Here is a 23,746-nt window from a genome sequence, read left to right as displayed (position 1 = left end):
ATTCCTCACAAATAGGTATCATATTCAAGTATATAAAGATTCCCTACTAATCTACTATATATATTTTCCTATTTGAGCGGTTTTGAATGCCATATATAAAGATAACGCAATACAAAAGATGACAAAAAAACAAAAACACAGACATAGATTGCATTTACTTATTTTTATAGGAAGAAGCCCAAGATTACTAATTATTTCTTAGTAAGAACTAATATTTATACTTTACTCAAATAGAGTGCCAAAAACTCATATATAAATACATCGTCTAAAAAGATATTTTATCATATTCTAGTCGAAAATTAGTATATTCAAACCCGCAGAGACTGTCACGACTCTTAGTTACCAATTCACATATTAAAAAATCTACCACAATTATACCATATAATTGTTTCTACCTGCCATTAGAAGACAAAAAAGTAATTTTTGAAAAAAAGCCTGTTGAGTATGTTTTTTGAGTTAACAGTGTGAAAGGTTTTACAAAAAATATATATACCATAATTTTGGAACATTCAGGCAATTAAACAGACAAAAATAATGGAGTTCACATAAATGAGTTATAGCCTAGGTATTGATGCAGGAGGGACGTATACTGATGCGGTTCTTTTGAAAGATGATGATAACACAATAATCCAGTCAAACAAAGCACTGACAAGTTATCCAGACCCTCTGGAAGGGATAACAAAAGCCATAGATGGATTGGATCCCGAATGTCTCAGAGATGTAAAAGTAGTGTCAGTATCCACAACACTTTCCACAAACAGTATACTTGAAGGAACGGGTTCACCGGTAGCCCTGATACTCATAGGAAATTATGATATCAAGCAGGAACTCCCTACAAAACATTTCATAAAAGTAAAAGGAGGGCACGACCACAACGGTATAGAAACCGATACTCTTGAGGAAGAAGCAATCAGGGAATTTGCCCTTAGTGTCAAAGACAAAGTTTCAGCCTTTGCAATCTCATCTTATTTTAGTGTAAGAAATCATGAACATGAACTCCGCGCAAAAGATATTATTATGGAACACACCGGCCTTCCAGTCGTCTGCAGTTATGAACTTTCTCAGGATCTCGGTGCATTTGAAAGAGCTGTTACAGCATTTTTGAACGCACAATTAATACCTGTAACTGAAAGATTTATGACGACAGTAGAAGCTGAAATTAAATCCAGAGGAATTGATGCAAAAGTATTCATGCTCAAATGTGATGGTTCAGTAATTGGAATACAGAGTGCTCTTAAAAAACCTATAGAATCTATATTCTCAGGACCTGCGGGGAGTCTTGTAGGTGCCTCATTCCTCGCAAATGAAGAAACATGTGCCGTAATAGATGTAGGAGGAACCAGCACGGATATATCTGTAATCTATAAAGGTGTTCCTGAAATGAGCGATGCAGGCGCAGTTGTAGGCGGATGGAAAACGAGAGTTAAAGCCATTAAAATGGAAACATCAGCTATGGGAGGCGATAGTCATGTATGGGTAAAAGGAGCAAATATCAATATAGGCCCAAGAAGAGTTATTCCCCTCTGCAGGGCTGCTGTACTTTACCCGGATTTCCTTGAACAACTCAGAGCAAATCCAATGCCATCAAAACTGAAAATTGGAGTGAATTACCAGCCAACTAAATTCTATCTAAGGACAGATTATGAAGCATTGGAAGCAAGTCAGGAGGAACAGGAAGTTCTTGAAGCTGTTAAAAAGGAACCAACATCCACAACAGAAATCTTTAACCGCATAAAAAAATTCCCTGCAAGCAAGGTATTTGACAGCCTCATACAAAAAAGATTGTTGCAACCAATTGGTTTCACACTTACAGATGCCCTTCACGTACTCGGTGAATACACTGAAAGGAATGTTGAAGCTGCAAATGTGGGTGCGGACATGCTTGGTTCCCTTGTAGGAATGAACAGGCATGAATTTGCCCAACATATCAAAAAAGAATTTTCAAAGAACATGGCATGTGACCTTGTATCATTCTTCTTTGACGGAGTTGAAAAATCTGAGATAAGAAAAATGTTCGATATCCAGTCACCTGCAAAGTTTAAGATAGAGGTACCTATAGTATTAATAGGAGGACCTGTATCCGCATTCGTAAAAGAAATGCAGGAAATACTGGATGCCAGAATAATCCTTCCTGAATATTCAAGTGTTGGAAATGCTGCCGGGGCGCTGGCTGCAAAAGGCATACGCAGATTTGAAGTACTTATAAGACCTGCATCCATGGCTGCTCCTGATTGGGAATTCCTTGTTTTCTCAGAACATGGAAAGAACAACTTCTATGAATATCAGGAAGCTCTGGACTATGCTGTAAACCTTGGTGAAACCACCGTGCTCAGCTATATGAAAGAAGCAGGACTTGACCCTAGCCACATAAAGATAGATATTAAAAAAGAAGAAGTCATCCCTGTGGGCTGGAAAACTCCCATGGAAACTAAACTTGTAGTCCTTGGAGTAGGAAACAGAGACGACAGCCTGGAATACTGTTAAGTTCCAGGCTCTTTTATCGGGGAAGATATGGATATAAGAACATCCTGTCCGCCCCAGTCACCAATTGTAAATTTTGACTTCACAGGCACAAGAATACCTTCTTTGCTTACAAGTGGAATATCACAAGTAGAAAGTTTTCCTGCCATAATCTCGTCCAGTGTGGACAGAACATCGTCTTCCCAGTCTTGCGGATATAGCATCAGGAAATCCTTCATTTCAAGGTCCCTTGATGAATAGTTAAGAATTTCAATAAGAGTTTTATTAATATGAAGAATCTTGCCTTCCATATCCATTATAAAAACAACCTCATCAAGTGCATCAAGCAGAGAATTCATATTGTTCTTACTTTTCTGGACACCGGAATCTTTTTTCATCCTGGATATGATGATACCAACTTGATTGGCTATGGTTTCTACTAGGTTCCTTGAGTTTGCAGGAATCTCCAGCTCTGTATGAGAACCAAGCACAATAGCAGCCACCAGCTTTTCATTGAATTTTACAGGTATAAAGGCCATTGCCTGTAAGCCTTCAAAATCAAGATTTACAGCAGGCATCATCATATTGATCTCTGAGAAATACTTATACACGGGGAAACCTGTTGTAAAAAGACGTGCCATAAGTGTGTTCGGACCGAAATTAGCCAATGAAGAGACAAAATTTTCGGACAGGCCACGATAGGAAATGGCTTCAAATCCTCCTGTCAGCTCGTCCACAACATACATTATACCGGAATCAATAGCCTTAGCTTCAAGGGTAAAATCAAGCAATTTCTCAAAGGTTTCTTCAAGTCCTCCTGTTTCACCAAGCACATTATCAAGATCACACTCAATACGCAGGAAATTATTAGCCTGCTTGCGTTCAGTTATATCAACAATTATACCCTGAAGATAATCCACCATACCTCTTTCATTATAGTGTAGCAGTGTCCTTTCATCTACCCACCTTACATCTCCGGATTTTGTAAGTATCCTGTATTCCTGACTAAAATCAGAGAAACCTTCCCTTGATGCTCTTTCAACTTCACTCCTTACCCTATGGAGATCAGATGGATGAATTATGTCACCATAAATTATTTTTCCTGAGATGAAATCATTCACATTGTAGCCAAACTGCTTAATATTTTCAGAAACAAATTCAACAGGCCAGTCCTGTTCAGGTTTCCATAGGAAAACAATAGCAGGACTTGAACTCATGATAGATTCAAGCATCCTGCGCATCCTTAGAGCTTCATACAAAACTTCGTTTGTGTTCTTGTACTGGACAAGTTTCCACATACCTTCCATAAGAAGTGTCAGTTGGCGTACATCGGACTCGTCATAGTTCTTTGACTTATTAGCAACGCTTGCAACTGCTACTATCTGCTCATTATCAAATACGGGGACTGTTATATGATTTAGCATGCGTTCTTTTTTGCCGGGGTAGATCTCATCAAGATTATCCGAAGCATATGGAGTATTGACTATTACGGGTTTTCTTTCACGTATGGCCTCTCCCCAGAAACCGGTTAATTTGAGAGGATGCACAAAGGGCTCTTCACTACCTGACAGACCTGGTTCAACATCCACGGGCCAGTGATATGTTTCCAGAACGTTCTCATCTTCATTCAGGAATTCCAAATAACCTGTAGTGCTGGTGGTTAGTTCGGCAGCTTTCTGAATTGCGTATTCTGCAATTTCACTCATCGGAAAATCCTGCATCTGGTACAATTTCAGCAGGGCTTCAAGTCGCATCTCGTTGAGAGCCAGTTTTTCTTTTGCATCTTTACTGACTGATATATCTTCAAGTATTCCGATACCACCAAGTAAAGAACCATCATCATCCATTACAGGAGTAAAACTGGCTTTTAATGCTATTTGTTTTCCACTTATACTGGAGACAAATGTACCTTCATAAAAACCCGGATTCCCAAGGAAAACAACATCCACTGCATTTTTAAGCCTTTCATCTTTAAGAGAGGAAAGAACGCTGAAACCGACTATTTTCTTTACCGGAGCACCAATTATGCTGGAACAACTTTTGTTACAGTGAGTGATTATTCCATTTTCATCAAAATAAAGAATCCCTACCGGAGACCTCTCAAATATTATCTTGTATTTTTTACCGGTTTCCAGTAGCTCCCTTTCCGTTTTTTCCAGTTCAGTATTATCTATAATAATCCCCTGAAAATGAGTAATGTTCCCATTTTCATCCCTTTTGATAAAAGATCTTTCAGTAACCCAACGTACTTCGTCAGAACTGGTCAGAATTCGATAATTCAGAGAGAAATAGGATGTGTTCTTTTTCTCAGAATGTTTTTTGACTTCAAGAAGAATCCTGTCAAGATCATCAGGGAAAACAATATCCCCATATGCCAGCTTTCCTGAAAGGAATTCATCTGGCGAGTATCCAAGCTGAGTAATATTCCCGGAAACATATTCAACAGGCCAGTTACCTTCAGCTTTCCAAATAAAAGAGATGACTGGACTGCTGTTGTAAACTGCTTCGAGTTTTTTGTCGACTAAAACAGTGTCAGGAACATTTCCTTTCTGAACACTACTGTTTTCGGAAATTTTTGTATCTGATATGTATACCACGCCCAAAATTGCATTCATTCATTTTCATGCTGCTACGGTGGATAGAAGCTCAAAACTTACATGAGTCTCAAATTTAAATGTGTTTTTTTACTTTGACACTGGAAGTAGCATTTCAGTATATATTATTAACGATTGGAGTCTTCCGGTAATCATATATAAATTTTATGCAACAATATATATGCATGCCCTTGCATGCTCTTTAAAATGCTAGTAATAGAATATGAGCAAACAACAATAAAAAAATGACCCTGCACAAAATATATATAGATAGTTTTAAACTATCGTTTTCTGGACGAAGAAAGAGAGTTTAGAGAGGTAAGTAAAACTTTAATAATATGTAATTTCTCCCAACGTAAAAACGAGAAAAAGAATCAATATAAATATCTTGTGCATAAGGATTTCAAATAGGTTTTGAAGAAAAAATACCAAAAACACTAGCATTAGCGTGATATTACTGTATTTTACAGTGAAATTAAGGAGAGAGGTATCATAAAATATAAATACTAGATTGTTCATAGTAGTGTTTGGGATTTTACAAGTCACCTTGATTAGTAATTGGGTCTACAAATCCTTTGGAAATTCTACCTCCTTCATTTGCTCCTGGGTTTTAACTCCACTAAAACTATAAAGGGGCAGGAATTTCCTATTATTTTTATTTTTGAGGTAGAAATATGCTTAAAAGAATGATTAGTGGAAGATTGATTTTATCTGTCTTTCCTTTCCAAAACCAGAATATTCTTTTTGAAAAAAAAAAATTGAGCTCTGACAGTACCTAGGAGGTACTTTGATGGATTACAGCCTAGGAATAGATGCCGGAGGCACCTATACTGACGCTGTCCTGATCAGGGACTCTGATGGCAGCATAATAGATTCAAACAAGTCATTGACTACATATCCTGACCTTTTAAAAGGCATCAGGAATACTCTGGACGGGCTTGATCAGCATCACCTTGAAAAGGTCGGTTATGTATCTGTTTCTACAACCCTTGCAACCAATAGTGTACTTGAAAAAACAGGCTACCCTGTAGCTCTTATTCTTGCAAATGATGCGGATGTACCCAACAGATCAAAAATCGAACATTTCAGCCTTGTAAAAGGAGGACATAACAGTGCAGGGAACGAAGTTTGTCCTGTTGACCTGGAATCTGTAAGGGAATTTGTACTCAGAGTAAAAGATAAAGTCTCTGCATTTGCAGTTTCATCCTATTTCAGTGTACGGAACCCGGATCACGAATTAAAAATAAAAGAACTTATCACTGAACTCAGCGGACTTCCGGTTGTTTGCGGACATGAACTTTCACAGGATCTTGGTGCATATGAAAGAGGTATCACTGCATACCTGAACGCCAGACTCATACCAATATCAAGTCATTTTATGAAAGCTGTCAGTTCTGAAATAGAAAGAAGAAATATTGACGCAAAACTCATGATGCTCAAATGTGACGGTTCAGTTGTAGGTATCTCTGAAGCCCCGAAAAAACCGATAGAATCTGTATTCTCAGGACCTGCTGCAAGTTTAGTTGGAGCATCATATCTTTCAGGAACTGAGGACTGTGTTGTCATCGATGTTGGAGGAACCAGTACCGATGTTTCAGTTATACACAACGGTATTCCCGAACTCAGTGATTCCGGTGCTCTGGTAGGTGGATGGCAGACAAAGGTCAAAGCCATAAGAATGGAAACATCCGCAATGGGAGGAGACAGTCATGTATGGGTCAGAAACCATGTGACAAATATTGGACCAAGAAGGGTAATTCCACTTTGTCTTGCTGCCAGTGAACACCCCGAAATAATTGAAAAGCTCAAACAAAATCAGGTTATTCTCCGCAATCAAATAGGTGAGAACCTGCAACCAACAAAATTCTTTATCAGATCAGGACTGGAATTACCGGACATCAGTTCTGCAGAAGATGACTTACTTTCAAGAATAGGAGACAAACCACTTACTGTCAGTGAGATTTACTGGAATGAGAACAGGCTTCCGAGCCCAGCTACACTTGACCTGCTCATACAGAAAAGGCTCATAAAAACAATTGGATTTACACCCACAGACGCTCTCCATGTTCTTGGGGAATACACCCAGTGGAACAAGGAAGCTTCAGTTCTGGGAGCCGGTATTCTGGCTGCCCTTTCAGGAACCGATGAAGAGGAGTTTTGTCTCCGAATAAAGGAAGATGTTGCCATAAACATGGCACAGAACCTTATTTCATTCCTGCTTGAAGGTGTAAGCAGGGAAGAGATAGAAAAAGTGCTCAGGGGAAAGTTCTTTGCCGGATTCAAAGTCTATCTCCCCGTGGTTCTTCTTGGCGGACCTGTAAAAGCTTATGAGAAGGGACTTGCAGATTTCATAGATGCACAGATTATCCTTCCCGAATACTGCAGCGTCGGAAACGCCGTTGGTGCAGTTGCAGGAAAAGGTGCAAAGAAACTTGAGGTTCTGATAAAAGCCAGCTACACGGAATCAAAATACAATCTCAAAACATCATCTTTTGTTGTATTCTTCCCGGGAGGCAGGGAGGAATTCGCATCATATCACGAAGCTCTGGAATTCGGTGAAGAAATTGGCAGCAAGCTCATAATGAACTACATGAGTGATGCCGGCCTGAACACTGCTGATGTTAGCATCGATATGCATCGAAGTGATATTATTACACACGAAGGAGGGCTTCCTGTAGAAACACGACTCGCCTTTTCAGGTATTGGAGAAGCCGGAAAAGGAAGGAAAATGGAGGTAGAATAAATGCAGTACAGTCTTGGAATAGATGCCGGTGGGACGTACACCGATGCAGTAATTGTAAGGGATTCTGACAGAAAGGTTATTGATTCCAATAAAGCCCTTACGACATATCCTGACCTTTTAACAGGAATAGAGAATGCAATCGATGGACTTGACGGCAAGTATCTGTCTGATGTCAAACTTGTTTCAGTTTCAACAACCCTTGCAACCAACACCATACTTGAAAAAACCGGCTACCCGGTTGCTCTTATACTCATAGGAAAACACACACTCCCTGCAAATACACCAATAGCCGATTTCATTGTAGTAAAAGGTGGACACAACGTAGCCGGGCTTGAAGACGATATTCTTGATATGGAAGCCATAAGGGAATATGCTCTTAAAGTCAAAGAAAGGGTTTCCGCTTTTGCTGTCTCCTCATATTTCAGTATCCGTAATCCTGATCATGAAATAAAAGTGAGGGATATGCTTTCAGAGCTAACCGGACTTCCAATTGTTTGTGGACACGAACTGTCACAGGATCTTGGAGCATATGAAAGAGGTGTTACAGCTTATCTTAACGCACAACTACTTCCGATTGCAGACCAATTCATCCACGCAATTCTAACCGATATTAAAAAACGTGGCATAGATGCAAAACTCATGATGCTGAAATGTGACGGCTCTGTAATAGGCATACACGAGGCCATGGAAAAACCTATCGAGTCTATATTTTCAGGACCTGCTGCAAGTCTTATGGGTGCTTCCTTCCTTTCAGGAAATGATACTTGTGCAGTTATCGATGTCGGAGGAACAAGTACCGATGTTTCACTGAATTACAGTGGTTTCCCGGAACTTGTGGACACAGGAGCCGTGGTCGGAGGATGGCATACAAAAGTGAAGGCCATACGTATGGAAACATCTGCCATGGGCGGTGACAGTCATGTATGGATCAAAAACCGCAATGTCAATATCGGACCACGCAGGGTTGTTCCACTCTGCCTTGCTGCTATTAAATATCCCGGTTTCATGGAGCAGTTAAAATCTGGCAGGACACCTTCAAGGGTGCATCTTGCAGAAAATGTGCAACCAACTAAGTTTTTCGTCAGGACGGGAAAAGACGCCACAAACCTTAGTCCATTTGAAAAAGAACTCATGGAAATAATTCAGTTTGAACCTGTCTCACTGAACGATATATTCTGGAAGATCGGAAAACCAATATCTCCGGATAGTGTTGATTCACTGATACAAAAAAGACTTGTCCAGGCAATCGGTTTTACTCCGACAGATGCCCTACATGTGCTTGGAGAATACACAAAATGGGACACTGAAGCCTCACATACCGGAGCAAAGATCCTTGCAAGGCTCACACCAATGGATGAGACCGAACTTTGTATGCATATTAAAAAGGAAGTCGCAATCAATATGGCACTTGATCTCATGAGCTTTATGTATAAAGGAATTTCAAAGCCTGAGATAGAAAAAATGATACGCGGGGATTTCCTCTCACAGTTTAAAGTGAATGTTCCGGTGGTGCTTCTTGGTGGACCTGTCAGTTGCTATGTTGAAGAACTTAACAGGCTTATTATTGCCGATATTGTAGTTCCTGAACATGCCGATGTTGGAAATGCTGTCGGGGCTCTTGTGGGTAAAGGAGTAAAAAGCATTGAGATACTTGTAAAATCATTTTACAAGAAGACTGAAAGAAGCATTCTGGTGTTTTCTCCAGTGGAAAGAAAGGAGTTCCCAACTTATTCAGATGCTCTGGAATATGCAAACGAGCACGGGAAAAAACTGATACTTGAATACATGCAGGAATCTGACCTGAAACCTGAAAATGTGAATATTGACATCCAAAGAGAAGATATCACAATGACTGATGGTGATGATGGTACTCCGATAGAAACTAAACTTATTTTCCTTGGTACCGGAATTCCTGAAAAAGAAAACTGAAATGAAAGTCAGGTATATGTTTAAAATTTAAATAAATTGAAATGATACAAAAAACAAAATGTTGAAACGGTTAGTAATCAACCGTTTCTGTTTCTCTTATTTTTTCCTTGAACAATGTGTAAGCCCATAGCTGGTAAATGATAACCAGTGGCACAAACACAAGTGCTCCCAGAAGCATTACTGTCAGAGTAAGCTGGCTTGAAGCTCCCTGATATATATCAATACCATATTCAAGCGCAATGGATGACTTGAGCATGTACGGATATATACTTGCAAGACCGCTTTGTACAATAAAGAGTATTACTCCAAGATTGCAGCAGAAAGCAAGGAAGGCCTTTCCCTTCATTGCAAAAACAACTGCAAGGATAGCAGTCAGAACTGCAATTGCCGGCAGCACATAGAATACAGGTGTTGCAGCGTAATTAACTGTGAAATTTGCAATTCCTGCAAAGGAATATACCAGGTACACAAGGGTGAGTACAAGTACTGCTATACTGCTCTTATTTGCGAAATCTTCTGCCTTTGTAGCAATTGGACCTTCTGTCTTAATCTTGATCCACAGGGCACCTGATGTTGCACTGATAAGCACAAAGAGTATTCCTCCAATCAATGCATAAGGACTGAAAAGTCCAAGAAGCGTACCCTGGTAAACCCATCCGTCAGCGATTGCTAGTCCCTTGAAGAAGTTTGCAAATGCGACTCCGAGTACAAGTGAGATTACAAGGCTTCCTGTAAACCATCCCCACATGAGAATGTTCTGTATCTTGGGACTTTCATCCTTGTGGAGATACTCAACTGAGATTCCTCTCATTATAAGTCCAATAAGAAGGAGCATCATTGGAAGATAGAGGAATGTGAACATCTTTGAGAATACCAGTGGAAAAGCGGCAAATGTTCCACCTGCAGCCAGTATGAGCCAGACTTCATTTCCACCCCAGAAAGGACCTACTGACTTCTGGATCTGAATTCTCTGTGTCTTATCTGATGCAATGAATGGTGTGATAAGACCTGCTCCAAGTGAGAATGAATCTACTATGAAGTAGATTCCCCAAATTACGCACCAGAGGAAGAACCAGATATTAGCAAGTAAATCATGTGTTAAGAATTCCAGCATTTTACTCAGCTCCTATTGCATTGACAACAGTCTTCTTGATCAGGTAATACTCAAAGACCCACAGGATCGCATAGAATCCGGTTATAAGTATAACACTCAACATGACTTCTGATGTTGGAACCATTGAGATTCCATCAGGTGTCTTAAGCAGTCCGTAAACTATCCATGGCTGCCTTCCAATTTCTGCAACATTCCATCCGGCTATTATGGCAATGAATGGAAGCGGAATGGACCACTGCATCAACTTGAGATACAGATCAGACCTGTACAGCTTTCCGGTCTTCTGAAGATATAGACCTGCGAGTGCCTCTGCTATGAAAACGAAACCTAAGACTGTCATGAGCTTGAAGTTCCAGAATACCATTCCAACAGGTGGAATCTCATCGGCTGGCATCTGGTTCAGGCCGGTGATCGTACCACTGAAACTTCCGGTATACAGGAAGCTGGCAAGACCCGGGATTCCAAGTAGTTCTACGCTGTTAGAACCTGTACTTGAATCCGGAACCTGTATGAGATACATCGGAACCGATGAACCGGTTTCCCAGATTGCATCCATTGCAGCGCCCTTTGCCGGCTGGATCTCTGTAACATATTGCGCATAACCATGTCCGAGAACAGGAAGCAATATTGATGTTGCGAGTGCAATGACAATTGCCATCCTGAATGACTTTCTGAATACTTCGCTGTCATTTCTCTTAAGGAACTGATAGGCACATATTCCAAGAATTACGAAAGCTGTTAGCAGGTAAGCTGAAAGAAGTGTGTGAACCAGCATGTACCATACATAACTATTAGTTACAAGCGCAAGAAAATCAGTCATTATGACCTTGCTTCCGTCAGGTAGCAGCTCGTATCCTACCGGGTTCTGCATGAAACCGTTGGCTGTGATGATCCACAGTGCAGAGATGTTTGTTCCAAGAGCAACCATCCACATGGAGAAAGCCTTGAGCTTCTGTCTGTTGCGGTCAAGGAAGATCCATGCACCAAAGAAAGTTCCTTCAAGGAAGAAAGCCATTAGTGCTTCTACGGCCAGTGGTGATCCGAATACGTCACCCATAAATTCTGAATATGGACCCCAATTAGTACCGAACTGGAATGTCATTGCAAGACCCGTAACAAGGCCTATTGCAAAGTTTATTTTGAATATCCTTCCCCAGAAATCAGCCATTTTACGCCAGGTTTCATCCTTGGTCTTGTAATAGACTGTTTCCATATAAGCCACTAACAATGCAAGTCCCAGTGTAAGTGGAACGAACAGGAAGTGGAATGCTACAGTTATTGCAAACTGCAGACGGCTTAAATATAGCAAATCTAACATTCTTTAGTCCCCTTTGTATTACTTTTATTTTGTTTGCTTTTGTCAATTCCGGGAACAACCGGAATTCGCAATTACTTGCATAATGATGACAACTCATTGATGATGTTTTATCTTAGATAATAATTATTATCATGTAGGAACAATCATCAAGTAAGAACTAATACTACATTTGAATAGAAGTTTATAAACCTTCTTATGGTTCATGATAAATAATGATAAAATTATGAGAAATTCCCTGTTCATGCAGGCAAAGAAGAGAAGCAAAGTGAAATCCAAACAAACAGAGAAGAAGAAATGTTCTGCCTGAAACACATCCTATATCAATATTGTGGGCTAAAAAGATAATACTATAAGAAAACAGCATGCATAGACACCAACAGTATATGGAGAAGAGATAGATCTAGATAGATATAAATACTATTAATTCCAAGGAAGAAATAGATTCAACCAATCATCATGGAAATCAGATCAGGTTGATCGAATGGACTCTAAATCCGTTCAGTCGGGTTAAATTCCCGAGGTTTCCGCCATATGCGTTTCATTGTGTGACCAGAGTCACATAATGACAAAATCTTTTTTCAAATTTTTCAAATATTTTTCCTAATTATTTGCGCGCTTGAGCTGGTAGCTTTTATTTATCACTCTAACTGGAAAAATGTCCTGAAAACCTCTATGGAATCAAGGAAATCCTGTTTGCCCATAAGTTCTCTTGTTGAATGCATCGCAAGCATTGGAACTCCGACATCAACAACATGAACAGGTAGATATTTGCTGAGAAGAGGACCAAGAGTTGTTCCACCCCTTTGATCAGAATGATTCACAAATTTCTGGTACTTTACACCGGCTTTATTACAAAGCTGTTGAAAAGCTGCAATTGTCTCAACTTCTGAAGCATATGAACGGCTACCGCTTATCTTAATTGTTATGCCTTTGTTCATCACGGGCTTGTTAGTAATATCGTTCTTTTCAGCATAATTAGGATGCAAACCATGTGCACCATCAGCAGAGATGACAAAATAATCCTTTACCTGACATTCCGATCTCTGATCTATTCCCTCAATTCCTGCATGAATCTTTTCCAGGATGCTGCTTAAAAGTACAGAATCTGCACCCTGTTTTGTCATGGAACCAACCTCTTCATTATCCATGAATGCAGCAATGTTAATACCGGAATTGTTATCTGAAGCCACAAGTGCTTCCATTGCAGCATAAACCATGGAAAGATCATCGATTCTTGGACAGGATACGAATTCTTCTTTTAAGCCAACCAGCATCCCTTCCTCACAACAATAAACGTTCAGATCCATATCCAGAATTTCTTCAGCATTTACACCGATTTCCTTTGCAACAAGGTCAAGCAGATAATTATCTTTGACCTCATCTTCCATCAACCGGGTCAAAAGAGGCTGCATTTCTTTTTGCACTTTGATCTCTGTACTCTGGTTGGGTCCCGGATTCATATGAATGGCAAGGTTTGGCAGAGTAAGTATTGGTCTCTGAAAATCAAGATGAATTACTTTTGGCTTCAGCACTTCATCGGACTTTACAGCAATTCTCCCTGCAATGGATAAAGGACGATCAAACCATGTGTTAAGAATTGGACCTCCATAGCGTTCCACATTAAGTGTCAGCATTCCTTCACTGCTCACTTCCGGATTCGGTTTTATTCTGAATGCAGGGTTATCTGTGTGAGCCGCAATGATTCTCATACTTTTTGTGAGAGAATCACTTTTTCCAATGGTAAAAGCGATAATCATAGAAGGATAAGGTGACAGCCAGTATTTCCCTGATGCTGAAAAGTTCCACTGCTCATTCAGATCCAGTTTTGAGAAGCCTTCAGCATCCAGACGTTCTATTATAGTATCTACAGTCTGAACAGGTGTTGTCGCCTTTTTCATAAAGTTAAAAAACCCACTGGTATAATCCTTTGAAGTATCCATATTATCACTTGTGACAGAATCTCTTTTCTTTAGTACTGGCACAATAGTAAATAAGAGATTCTCAATAAGAGCGTGTGCCCGGAACATAAAAAAGTGAGATTCGCTACAAAACCAAGCATTCCAATTATACTTCAGTAGCCACTGTATATTAGAAAATAATAAGTTAATTCAACATATCAACCAAAAAGATGACTGGTAAATGGAAGAAGCCAGCCATCTAAATGGAATTGAAGGAGGGTTTGATTTTATCGATTGGTCTTAGAATGTTAGTCCGAACTCTTCGAGCTTCTTGCGTGCACCGTCGTAGACCTTCATGTACTCGTCAGTTGGTGTTACGGTAGCGATATCGTAACATTCCTGGAAGGTCTTACCCTGTGGTGCATTTGCATAATTGCCCTCGTAGGAGCTTACAAGGAGATCAAGAACCTTGTTGACATCTTCGATGTCCATTCCTGCTGTTGCCCTTGCAACTTCTCCCATCATCCTTGCTTCCATACCGGTTGTCTTATCCTGAACGACACCCTTTGCAGATGCTACACCGGAGAGGATCTCACGACCTGAAGCTGTGTCAGTGATAGACTGAGCGGATGCTTCCAAAAGGCACATCTCGGTACATGGACCTGCACATGGGTAATACTGGTTACCGGAAAGCATGTCAGTGAATTCGGAGATTGTAGCACATGCCCATCCAGCGATCATGAGAGTTTCCCTTGTGTTGGTTGAACCCCAGCGGATGTGAACCGGACCGTCAAGGTGCCAGCTTGCATTGCTCATTACAAAAGCGTTGATGTGTGTTGCGATGTTGACTATTGTGGTTTCTTCTATGCCACCGGCATATCCACCAAAGATAGGCATCTGTTCATCCATGATGATGTCACTGTTACCCTGATAGTGAGCCATTACACTGATAGCGTCAAGGTCGATCTTAAGCTCGTTGAGCTGTGATACTTCGTGACTGTCACTGCAAACCATACCACCGGCACAGTCAGCAGATATATTTCCCTGAGCGGACAGGGAAGTCTCTGGTCCCTATATGCCCATACCTGGCCTTCCGGCCATTGCTGCTGCTGCCTTAATGAGTCTGGTTTCGGTCTTTGCTGCAAGGACCTCATAAGGACTCTTTGGAATTGGTGGCTTGCCACGGACTGTCATCATCACACCGTTAACAATTGTGTCGACTTCTTTCTCAAGAGCATAGCTCATGTGAACTGGCATGAACATGTCTTCGGAAATTGGGGAACCGGTAGGACCACCCTGGACGATTGGCTTTCTCTTGTCGCCAACACTTCTCTTCTGTACTCTTACAGCATCCCTGCCGGTACCGAGCACGAATTCCTTCTGGACGTTGTTGATTGCATCCCAGATCTCATCTTCTGTGTATTTTACTACACGGCTTGTGTCGGTACAGAAAATACCGCACTCAAGAAGCATCTCAAAACCTGCTTTGAATAGGTTTTCCATCATGTCCTTGTCAGTTGGTACAAATTCGTTCTTGAAGTCAAGGTTGTATTTCTGCTTGAGTTCCATTGCCTTCATTGGGATTGTCATAAGATCCCAGTCATCCTGGGTGGTCTTCTCGCCCTTCTTTGCCCTCTCGTAGAACTCAAAACAATCAAGTGATCTTGCGAATGTCATTATTAATACCTCTTTTACTGCATAAGACTGAGTGCAACTCTTGCTGCATCTGCTGCGTTTTCTGCTGTTGCGTCTGCTCCGATTTCTGCAATCCATGCATCGGATACTGGTGCTCCACCGAACATAATCTTAACAGAATCTCTAAGACCTTCTTCTGCCAGCATAGCCACAGTGTCCTTCTGTCCGAGCATTGAGGTTGTCATAAGTGCTGAACCAACGAGTAAGAGTTTCTTGTCCTTGTTTTGTGCAACTGTTTCTGCAACCTTTTCATTTGGTACATCTACGCCCATGTCAACGATCTTGAAACCATTTGCTTCAAGCATGGTTGTTACAAGACGGTGACCGATATCGTGAATGTCTCCTTCCTGCACGTAGGTGATTGCTGTTCCTACTCCTTCGGTGTCTCCCTTCTCCTCTTCAAGTACTGGTAAAAGAAGTTCCATTGCTGCGTTCATTGCCTTTGCAGACATCATAATTTGTGGGAGGTAGATTTCTGCTGCTTCGAACTTGTCTCCGACAATCTTCATTCCCGGGGAAAGACCATCGTTTATAATTTCAACTGCACTGAGCCCTGCATCAAGAGCTGCCTGGGTAGCTTCTGCACAACCGTTGATGTTCTGTGTAACGACTGTGTCTCTGAGTGTATCTAACATTTCCTGATTTGACATATTTTTGCCTCGAAAGTGAATTGTAGCTCAAATCATTGTGATGAGCCTTGTTCCGATGTCATTCATGATGATTTGCAGCCATTATGGCAAACCATAAGAATACGGTAATCTTGTACCGTGCCACTAATATTTATAAATTTCCCTTAAAAAAGAGAGAAAATAAGACAATGACATAAAAATACAATAATATAATTTTAGGTAAGAACTACCATAATGTTAGGATAATTTCAAAAAATAACTTCTATTGAACCTGTTTTTAAGCATATACAAGCAAAGCCTTAGAAGCAAAGCCAGGAACAAATTAAAAAGTAATATTGCCGGGAATAAAAATTCAGATTGCCCAAAAGAAGGATTTGACCGGGAGAGAACAATATTTATAATTTGTGGTTCTTTGCCATTTCTACCATTGCCTGGAGGTTCTCTATAGGCGTCTTGCTGACAATACCACAGCCTGATACAAACAGACCTACTCCTGCACCAAAAACCTTCTGTAACTGTCCCTTAATGCCTTCAGGAAGTTCATTTTCATAATTGCCTGTCAGTGAAGAATAAAATCAGAGAAAAATGCTTACTGATTCTGAATTTATTAAGTTTTAAAAAACATTGGCCCTATTTCAATGATTATAATAGCACTTTATGATTATAATGCTGTTATAATCTTAATAAGAGTCTATTATAAAGTTAAAGATTACAGTTAATACTGTAAGTATTGCAACTAAGGCATTCAGAATTATACAACGCTGTCAATGCAGGCTCTGAAAATGAAATGGAAAAGCACCTCACTTAAGTTCAAACTAATTCTTTACATAGTAGTGGGTACTTTACTTGTGCTTGCAGCCAGCACTGCAATGACCATTTCCACTGTGACAAATCAGGAAGAGGAACTTGCCTATAAGCAATCCATCGAAATGGCCAAGACATACGCAAATGAGTTCAACGGAGATATGGAAACAAACCGGGCCATTGCTGAAACCATAGCAGTGAGCATGGGAAGCTATGACTCTATGAGCAGGGAGGAAGCAAACAGAATGTTGTACAACCTGCTTGCTGAACATCCTCACTTACTCGGCACGTATGTTGCCTATGAACCCAACGCCTTTGACGGGGATGACAGTCTGTATGTTAACACTCCAGGACACGATTCCACTGGAAGGTTTATTCCCTACTGGAACAAGATAACCGGGCCTATTACACTCGATCCTCTTCTGAATTATGAGACACTGGATTATTATCAGGTGCCAAAAAGCACAGGAAACGAAGTAATAACCGAACCCTATTACTATGAAGGGGTTTTCATTGTAAGCTATGTTTTCCCGATAGTAAAAGATGATGAATTTATTGGAATCGGTGGGGTAGATGTTTCACTTAATTATCTGGACGAAATAACCAGTGAAATAAAAGCATTTGATTCCGGCTATGCTTTCCTGACTGGCAATACCGGCATCCTTGTGTCCCATCCTGCAAAGAAGGACTGGATTGGGGAAAGGAAACTCTATGACCTTGGTATAGAAGAATCCTCAATAGCTGCAGACGATATTATTAATGGCAGGAGCGGTCATATTGAAACCATCGACCCTACCACTGGTAAAGAAGTTGTAATGTTCTATGAACCTATAGAAACCGGCAACTTTTCATTTGTTCTTGTAATTCCAAAAGATGAGATGCTTGCAGGTGTGAACAGCCTGAGTAATAAACTTCTCCATATTTCCTTTGCAGCCGTAATTTTCATGGCCGCAATCTCATACTTCATAGCCCTGTCCTTTACAAGACCCATTAAGGAGATAGTTACTGATTTTAAGAATATATCGAAAGATGCGGTAATGGGAAAACTCGACTCAAGAGCTGAAACGAACGTGGAGATTGATTTCAGGGAGATACCCATGGGTCTCAATGAGATTCTGGATGCAGTAATAACCCCTATCCATGATGCCATAAGACTTACAAATGAGCTCGCAACAGGAAAACTCAATGAAAGAACCCATTTGAATGTCCACGGGGAATTCAGACAGCTCACAGACACACTGGATGTTTTTGCGGAGCTGCTGGATACTATCATAAAAGATTCAAATAAGGTACTTACTGCGGTACAAAATAACGACTTCTCAAGAAACGTCCGGGTATACGGTGAAGGTGATTTCCTCATACTTACCGAAGGAATCGAACAAACGAGGGAAACGTTGTCAAGTATGATGGATGAGCGCAAAAAAGTTGAAGAGATACGCAAGAAGGAGATTCATCATCGTATTAAGAACAATCTTCAGGTTATTTCAAGCCTGCTTGACCTTGAGTCTGACAAATTCGAAAACGAAGAAGTTGTCGAGGCATTCAGGGAAAGTCAGAACCGTGTAATATCCATGGCCCTTGTGCACGAAGAGCTTTACAGGTCACAGGATATGGAAAGCATTGATTTTTCTGATTATCTCATGAAACTTGTAAATGAGCTATCCTATTCATACATGGTGGAAAAGAAAAATATCGAGATAAAACTGGATCTTGATATTGTCTTTGTTGAAATGGATACTGCCATACCACTGGGAATGATAGTTAACGAGATTATTTCAAATTCACTTAAACATGCATTTGAACCGGACCAGGAAGGAGAAATATTTGTAAAACTGGATCTTGCAGATGGAAAACTGACACTGACAATCGGTGATAACGGGCGTGGTTTCCCCGAAGATCTCGATTATACCCGGACAGAGTCCCTTGGGCTCCAACTTGTAACTACATTAACAGCCCAGATAAACGGAACCATTGAACTTGATACCAGTGAAGGTACTAAATTCAGGATAAAACTAAATTAAACTAAATTAAACTAAACTAAAGCAGAACAGGTGATATTGTGGAAGACACGAAAGATATAAAAATACTTGTCGTTGAAGATGAAAGCATCATTGCCTTAAACATAAAAAAGAAGCTGAAGAGCTTCGGATATACCGTACCAGCTCTTGCTACCACAGGCGAAGAGGCCATCAAAATGGCGGAGATAACTTTTCCGGATCTTATCCTTATGGATGTCAGATTAAAAGGCGAAATGGACGGAATCCGGACGGCTGAAGAGATACGCAAAGACTTTGACATCCCGATAGTTTATCTCACTGCATATTCGGATGATGAAATCCTTGAGAAAGCAAAGAAAACAAAGCCTTACGGGTATATAGTCAAGCCTTTCAAAGCCAATGACCTGCGCAGCAATATTGAAATGGCACTATACAGGCATGAAATGGAAAAAAGTGATCAGGAAACAGTCTGTAATGGCAACACATAAATCTTTTGAAGCGATAGTAATCTTTTTGCAAACTGTGTATGAAACTGTGGTAGTTGGTTGGAATGAACAATTCGTTAATAGATATAATCTTTAATTCGGAAAAACGGAAAAATGTTCTGCTTCTCCTTATGGAAGGAGAGAAAAGCCGTGATGAAATAAAAACAAGCCTGAATGTAACTTCCACAGCCCTTATTCCACAGATAAAAAAACTGAAGGAAAATGGTCTTGTCATACAGAACGGAGACCATTATATACTGACAAACATGGGAAAAGTACTGGTCGCAAACATGCTGCCTCTTTTGAATGCTGTTGAGGTCTTTGAGGAAAACAGCCACTACTGGAGAAACAGGGATCTTAGTGGAATACCTGAAAACATCCTGAAAAGACTTGGCGAACTAGGTAACTGTGTTATCATTGAGCCTGATCTTAATTACCTGTTTGAGTTCCCTAAAGAGTTCACAGAGAACATACACAAAGCCAGCTATGTTATGGCCTTTAACGCTTATTTCCATCCTGAATATCCGGCCCTTTACTCAAGTCTTGCCGAAAAAGGGATTCCTGTATCTCTTGTTACAACGAATTCTGTCCATGAAAGAATGGAAAATGATTACAACGAAGAGATGATGAAATTCACCGGTTATGATAATACAGAATTTTTCGTATCAGATGAAACAACCGGTCTTGCAACACTGGTTTCCACAGACAGGTTTCTTTTTCTCTGTTTATTCAATAAACAGGAACAATACGACCATACAATCCTCATGAGTTTTGACAGTAACGCACTCCAGTGGAGTAAAGAATTGTTCTTCTATTTTAAAGAGAGAGCTGAAAAACTCGTTTGAATTAAATTGTAAAAATAAGCTTTTCAGCTTCTTTTCAATCCCTTCAATATCTCCATTTTGAATTCTTAAAAGTACATAAGATTTCCAGATGATTAAAAAATCCGGTAGCTACAGGTATTTTCTTTCGAACTACCGGATAAAATGTTTGCATAATTGGAGGTTATGCGGTAATAAAAATAAAATGTGCAGTAAGCATTTTTAGTGCTGACTGCAGTATTATATCAGGCTGCTTGCGATTCAGCTATTCTTGCTACATGGTTCTCATGCTGTGAGTAATACCACATAGGAACATACAGACCCAATACAAGTATTCCAACACCGGTGGAGAACCAGCTTCCTTCAATACTGTTGAGATAAATTATGCCGATAAGACAGAGAGGAATGTTGAAAAGACCAAACATGAGTGCAACATTCTTCCAGCCGGTTGGAGCCTTAAATGGTCTTTCAAGACCTGCAAGATGCGGATCTGCCTTTGCCTTTACGTATGCAAAGAGACTGATACCATTTGCACATACATATCCTATAGCGGATGCCGCAAGGATAGCTGTTGGAGTGCCCATTGAAATGAGCGCCAGGTTGAAAATACCTATAACAACCATTGCAAGTATCGGGGTTCCGTGAGAGTTTACTTTACCGAATACCCTTGGAAGGTTTCCTTCAATTGCCATGGAGTGCATTGCCCTTGCAGAACCAAGGTATGCAGTCTGTATGATAAGGACCATTGCGGCAATGAGCATTACAATAGCAACTGTTGAACCCATGTCACCAAGGGCTGCCTGTGCTACAGGAAGCATAGGATCGATTGGTGCGTTGGCAATTCCATCAACACCAAGTACTCCGGTTACTGTTGTCTGAACGACCACAAATGCAAGGAGACAGATAGCGCCACATGTGAAAAGTGCCTTTGGTACATCCTTACCAGGGTTCTTGTATTCTGGACCGTAGATAGCTGCTGTTTCCCAGGCGCATGCACTCCATTGTGCCATTGCAAAAATACCCAGGAGGACAAGAATACTGTTCAAGTTCCATACCCAGTCAGTTGGCAACCATGTGCTGGTGATGTTTGCCAGTACGAAGTCACCTGTTGCATAAGGTGCCAGTGCAATTATGATCAAAGGTACAAATGCAAGTGCTGCAAGAATATAACCTACCAGTGCTCCACTTGAAACACCACGATAATTAATAAGTATAAGACCTCCGAATATAACAATTCCTGCAGCCAGTGAAAGCTGGTATTCACTGAAAGTAGCTGCCAGTCCCGGGAAGAGGCTGTGCAGGTAAAAACCTACAAGGATAGCAAAGATAGCAAGTACAGGATTCCATGCAAACCAGTAACTCCATGCACTGAACCCACCTACAAGTTTACTTTTGTCATATTTGCCCGTATAATTGCGGGTTTTGAAAACGTTCTGTGCGAATCCGGGAAGTCCGGATGCTTTCGGGAAAGTTGTTGCAAGTTCACCATATGCCAGATTCTGCATGAATCCCTGGAATACGGAAAGACCCCAGACAATTATAGCAGCAGACCATAGCCAGCCTGCAAAATATCCAATTGATGGCAGGATCAACAGAGGAACTCCCACAGCAATCGCAAGACCCTGTTTCCAGTCGATTGAACGTTCAAGTCCGCTTTCTTCACCGGTTTCACAAACCACTTTAGAGCACTGTTCTGCATGATGCCAGTCTATTCCTTCTTCTTTTTCCATTTATTATTCCCCCTTCTTCCAAAAATAGTTAACACCTGTATTTACTTAAAAAGCAATTACAGGTGCTTTCTATATTTTCTGTATCCGAAGATTTTCCAGATTTTTGAAAGAAAAATTCTTTACTTCAACTGTCCTCTGAATTTCTCACAGCAGTTAATTTTGAGATCGAGAAGTTTCTCGATATTCGTCTTTGCTGCAATTCCTTTTGGAGCACCTGCTACTGAAGTGATGACCCCTATACCAAGTTCTTCTCTCAGTTCCCTCATTACATACTCGTCACTGAGGTCATCTGTGGTTACGTCAAGTTTCTTTGCAACGTAATCCTTTGCTTCTCCAATTCTCATGCTCTTTGCAAGCTGCATCCTGGCAACAAGGTCACCGGCTGCTCTGATTCCGCTCATTCCTGAGGTCATTATGTGGGAGATCGGCATACCCATCGGGTCGCCGACCCCTATCTATATACCATCCACGCCAGCAATTTCGACCATGGCCTTACTGGCTCTTGAAACAGCATCAATGGTCGGAGTCTCAAACATTGGAATACTACCAACACCCATTCCCATGTTTACATGACATGGTATTGGTGAAGCCTTAACAGCTGCCTTGATGAATGTAACAGCTCTTCCAAGATTCCATGCTGCACTCTTACTGGTGTTTGTGTTAACTACAGGACCGAAAATGTTTGCTCCTGCCTTTGCAACAAGTGGAGCCTGCTCATGTGGCCACAGACCTGCAAGTACTGTGCCATCGTATTCCATCTCACCGTGCAGACCTAGCAGAAGTTCTCCTGCCATACCTGCTTCAATATAGATATCAGGATACTGCTTCCTCAATGCTTCAATTGCATGGAGTGATGCATACATGTCACCATCACCTGCTGCACCGATTGTATCAAAGTTAACACCGTCGGCACCGGAAGACATAAGCCTCTGCATTATCCAGACTGTGTCCCTTGTAAGGTGTTCAGCTGCATGCTGCATGGATTCCTGGGCTTCCTGGATCTTGAAAGCCTTCATAAGGTCACCGGGATTTGAAAAAGGACCATCAGGTGTGTAGTAAAGACCCATGTTTGGCATGGCACCATAGAGCAGTGGAACTATCATGTTCTGCTGACAGACTTCCATTGTCTGCATCTCCTGTGAAATTACAGGTTTTACTGGTTTGTAACTGTAGTCGATGTGACCGAGTTCCATTGTGTCAGCACCAAACGCTCTTTCGTGCATCATTGCACCAACGAGCCTGCTGGATGGAATACCTACACCACTGTTACCCTGGTCACCATCAATTCTTATGGTTCCGATATCGTGGGTTACTGGAACTTCCATTCCCTGCTCAACACCAACCATCCTTGAAGGCATGGTCACAATATCAACAAGTTTATCGATTTCATCTTCACTAAGGTCAGGAATAGCTCCAAGATCTGCAGCATCTGCCATACCTTCCTTAAGGTCAGCGATGATATCTTCCCTTGTCATGAAAATACGCTTTCCGTCTCCCATTCTCAATTTATATTCTGTTGCCATGATAAA

Annotated in this window: 12 protein-coding genes and 2 pseudogenes; 6 read left to right on the top strand and 8 right to left on the bottom strand. The window is 40.8% G+C overall.

From position 1 onward, the window contains the following. The first annotated feature begins 549 nt into the window (after positions 1–549). The gene (locus tag METTI_RS07650; RefSeq protein WP_023845245.1) at positions 550–2,484 is read left to right on the top strand and encodes a hydantoinase/oxoprolinase N-terminal domain-containing protein; all 1,935 of its coding nucleotides are present in this window, start codon (positions 550–552) and stop codon (positions 2,482–2,484) included. On the opposite strand, the gene METTI_RS07645 is transcribed toward METTI_RS07650, so the two are convergent. Beyond that, positions 2,481–5,075 (bottom strand): PAS domain-containing protein, encoded by a 2,595-nt coding sequence (locus METTI_RS07645; protein WP_023845244.1) that lies wholly within the window; start codon positions 5,073–5,075, stop codon positions 2,481–2,483. The two genes, METTI_RS07650 and METTI_RS07645, sit on opposite strands and share 4 nt — an antisense overlap. Positions 5,076–5,844: 769 nt before the next feature. Between METTI_RS07645 and METTI_RS07635 the strand changes: the two genes are divergently transcribed. Both METTI_RS07635 and METTI_RS07630 read left to right on the top strand, forming a co-directional pair. Next, positions 5,845–7,797 carry a hydantoinase/oxoprolinase N-terminal domain-containing protein gene (locus METTI_RS07635; RefSeq protein WP_023845243.1) on the top strand — a complete coding sequence of 651 codons (1,953 nt, stop codon included), beginning with the start codon at positions 5,845–5,847 and terminating at the stop codon, positions 7,795–7,797. Then, positions 7,798–9,726: a hydantoinase/oxoprolinase family protein gene (locus METTI_RS07630; protein WP_023845242.1), complete on the top strand. Its 1,929-nt coding sequence runs from the start codon at positions 7,798–7,800 to the stop codon at positions 9,724–9,726. A 70-nt stretch (positions 9,727–9,796) separates the two neighbouring features. On the opposite strand, the gene cydB is transcribed toward METTI_RS07630, so the two are convergent. From cydB to METTI_RS07600, 5 genes and pseudogenes are all read right to left on the bottom strand, one after another. Continuing rightward, entirely contained in the window at positions 9,797–10,840 is a 1,044-nt protein-coding gene (gene cydB, locus METTI_RS07625; protein WP_023845241.1) for a cytochrome d ubiquinol oxidase subunit II, read from the bottom strand. A 1-nt stretch (position 10,841) separates the two neighbouring features. Further along, positions 10,842–12,158, bottom strand: a complete 1,317-nt coding sequence (locus tag METTI_RS07620; protein WP_023845240.1) for a cytochrome ubiquinol oxidase subunit I — start codon at positions 12,156–12,158, stop codon at positions 10,842–10,844. A 638-nt stretch (positions 12,159–12,796) separates the two neighbouring features. Further along, positions 12,797–14,098 carry a M18 family aminopeptidase gene (locus METTI_RS07615; RefSeq protein WP_048135936.1) on the bottom strand — a complete coding sequence of 434 codons (1,302 nt, stop codon included), beginning with the start codon at positions 14,096–14,098 and terminating at the stop codon, positions 12,797–12,799. A gap of 258 nt (positions 14,099–14,356) precedes the next feature. Then, a pseudogene (locus tag METTI_RS15765) lies at positions 14,357–15,733 on the bottom strand (monomethylamine:corrinoid methyltransferase). Between the two features lie 14 nt (positions 15,734–15,747). Beyond that, positions 15,748–16,401, bottom strand: coding sequence for a methyltransferase cognate corrinoid protein (locus METTI_RS07600; protein ID WP_023845237.1), 654 nt, complete (start codon positions 16,399–16,401; stop codon positions 15,748–15,750). Positions 16,402–17,162: 761 nt separating this feature from the next. On the opposite strand from METTI_RS07600, the gene METTI_RS07595 reads away from it, so the two are divergent. The 3 genes from METTI_RS07595 (at position 17,163) to METTI_RS07585 (ending at position 20,511) form a co-directional block, all read left to right on the top strand. Beyond that, positions 17,163–19,205 carry a histidine kinase dimerization/phosphoacceptor domain -containing protein gene (locus tag METTI_RS07595; RefSeq protein WP_023845236.1) on the top strand — a complete coding sequence of 681 codons (2,043 nt, stop codon included), beginning with the start codon at positions 17,163–17,165 and terminating at the stop codon, positions 19,203–19,205. Positions 19,206–19,243: 38 nt separating this feature from the next. Further along, complete coding sequence (locus METTI_RS07590) at positions 19,244–19,669, top strand: response regulator (protein WP_023845235.1); 426 nt, start codon at positions 19,244–19,246, stop codon at positions 19,667–19,669. Positions 19,670–19,731: 62 nt separating this feature from the next. Continuing rightward, complete coding sequence (locus METTI_RS07585) at positions 19,732–20,511, top strand: helix-turn-helix transcriptional regulator (protein WP_023845234.1); 780 nt, start codon at positions 19,732–19,734, stop codon at positions 20,509–20,511. 221 nt (positions 20,512–20,732) lie between these two features. On the opposite strand, the gene METTI_RS07580 is transcribed toward METTI_RS07585, so the two are convergent. Together METTI_RS07580 and mtbB are read right to left on the bottom strand one after the other, a co-directional pair. Continuing rightward, positions 20,733–22,217, bottom strand: coding sequence for an APC family permease (locus tag METTI_RS07580; protein ID WP_023845233.1), 1,485 nt, complete (start codon positions 22,215–22,217; stop codon positions 20,733–20,735). A 119-nt stretch (positions 22,218–22,336) separates the two neighbouring features. After that, positions 22,337–23,740 (bottom strand): annotated as a pseudogene (gene mtbB / locus METTI_RS07570) ([dimethylamine--corrinoid protein] Co-methyltransferase). Positions 23,741–23,746: the final 6 nt, after the last annotated feature.

The organism is Methanolobus tindarius DSM 2278, assembly GCF_000504205.1.
In the GTDB taxonomy this organism is placed as follows: Archaea; Halobacteriota; Methanosarcinia; order Methanosarcinales; family Methanosarcinaceae; genus Methanolobus; species Methanolobus tindarius.
Note: the sequence above shows the minus strand (reverse complement) of the source record. Positions and strands in the feature narration are given on the sequence as shown.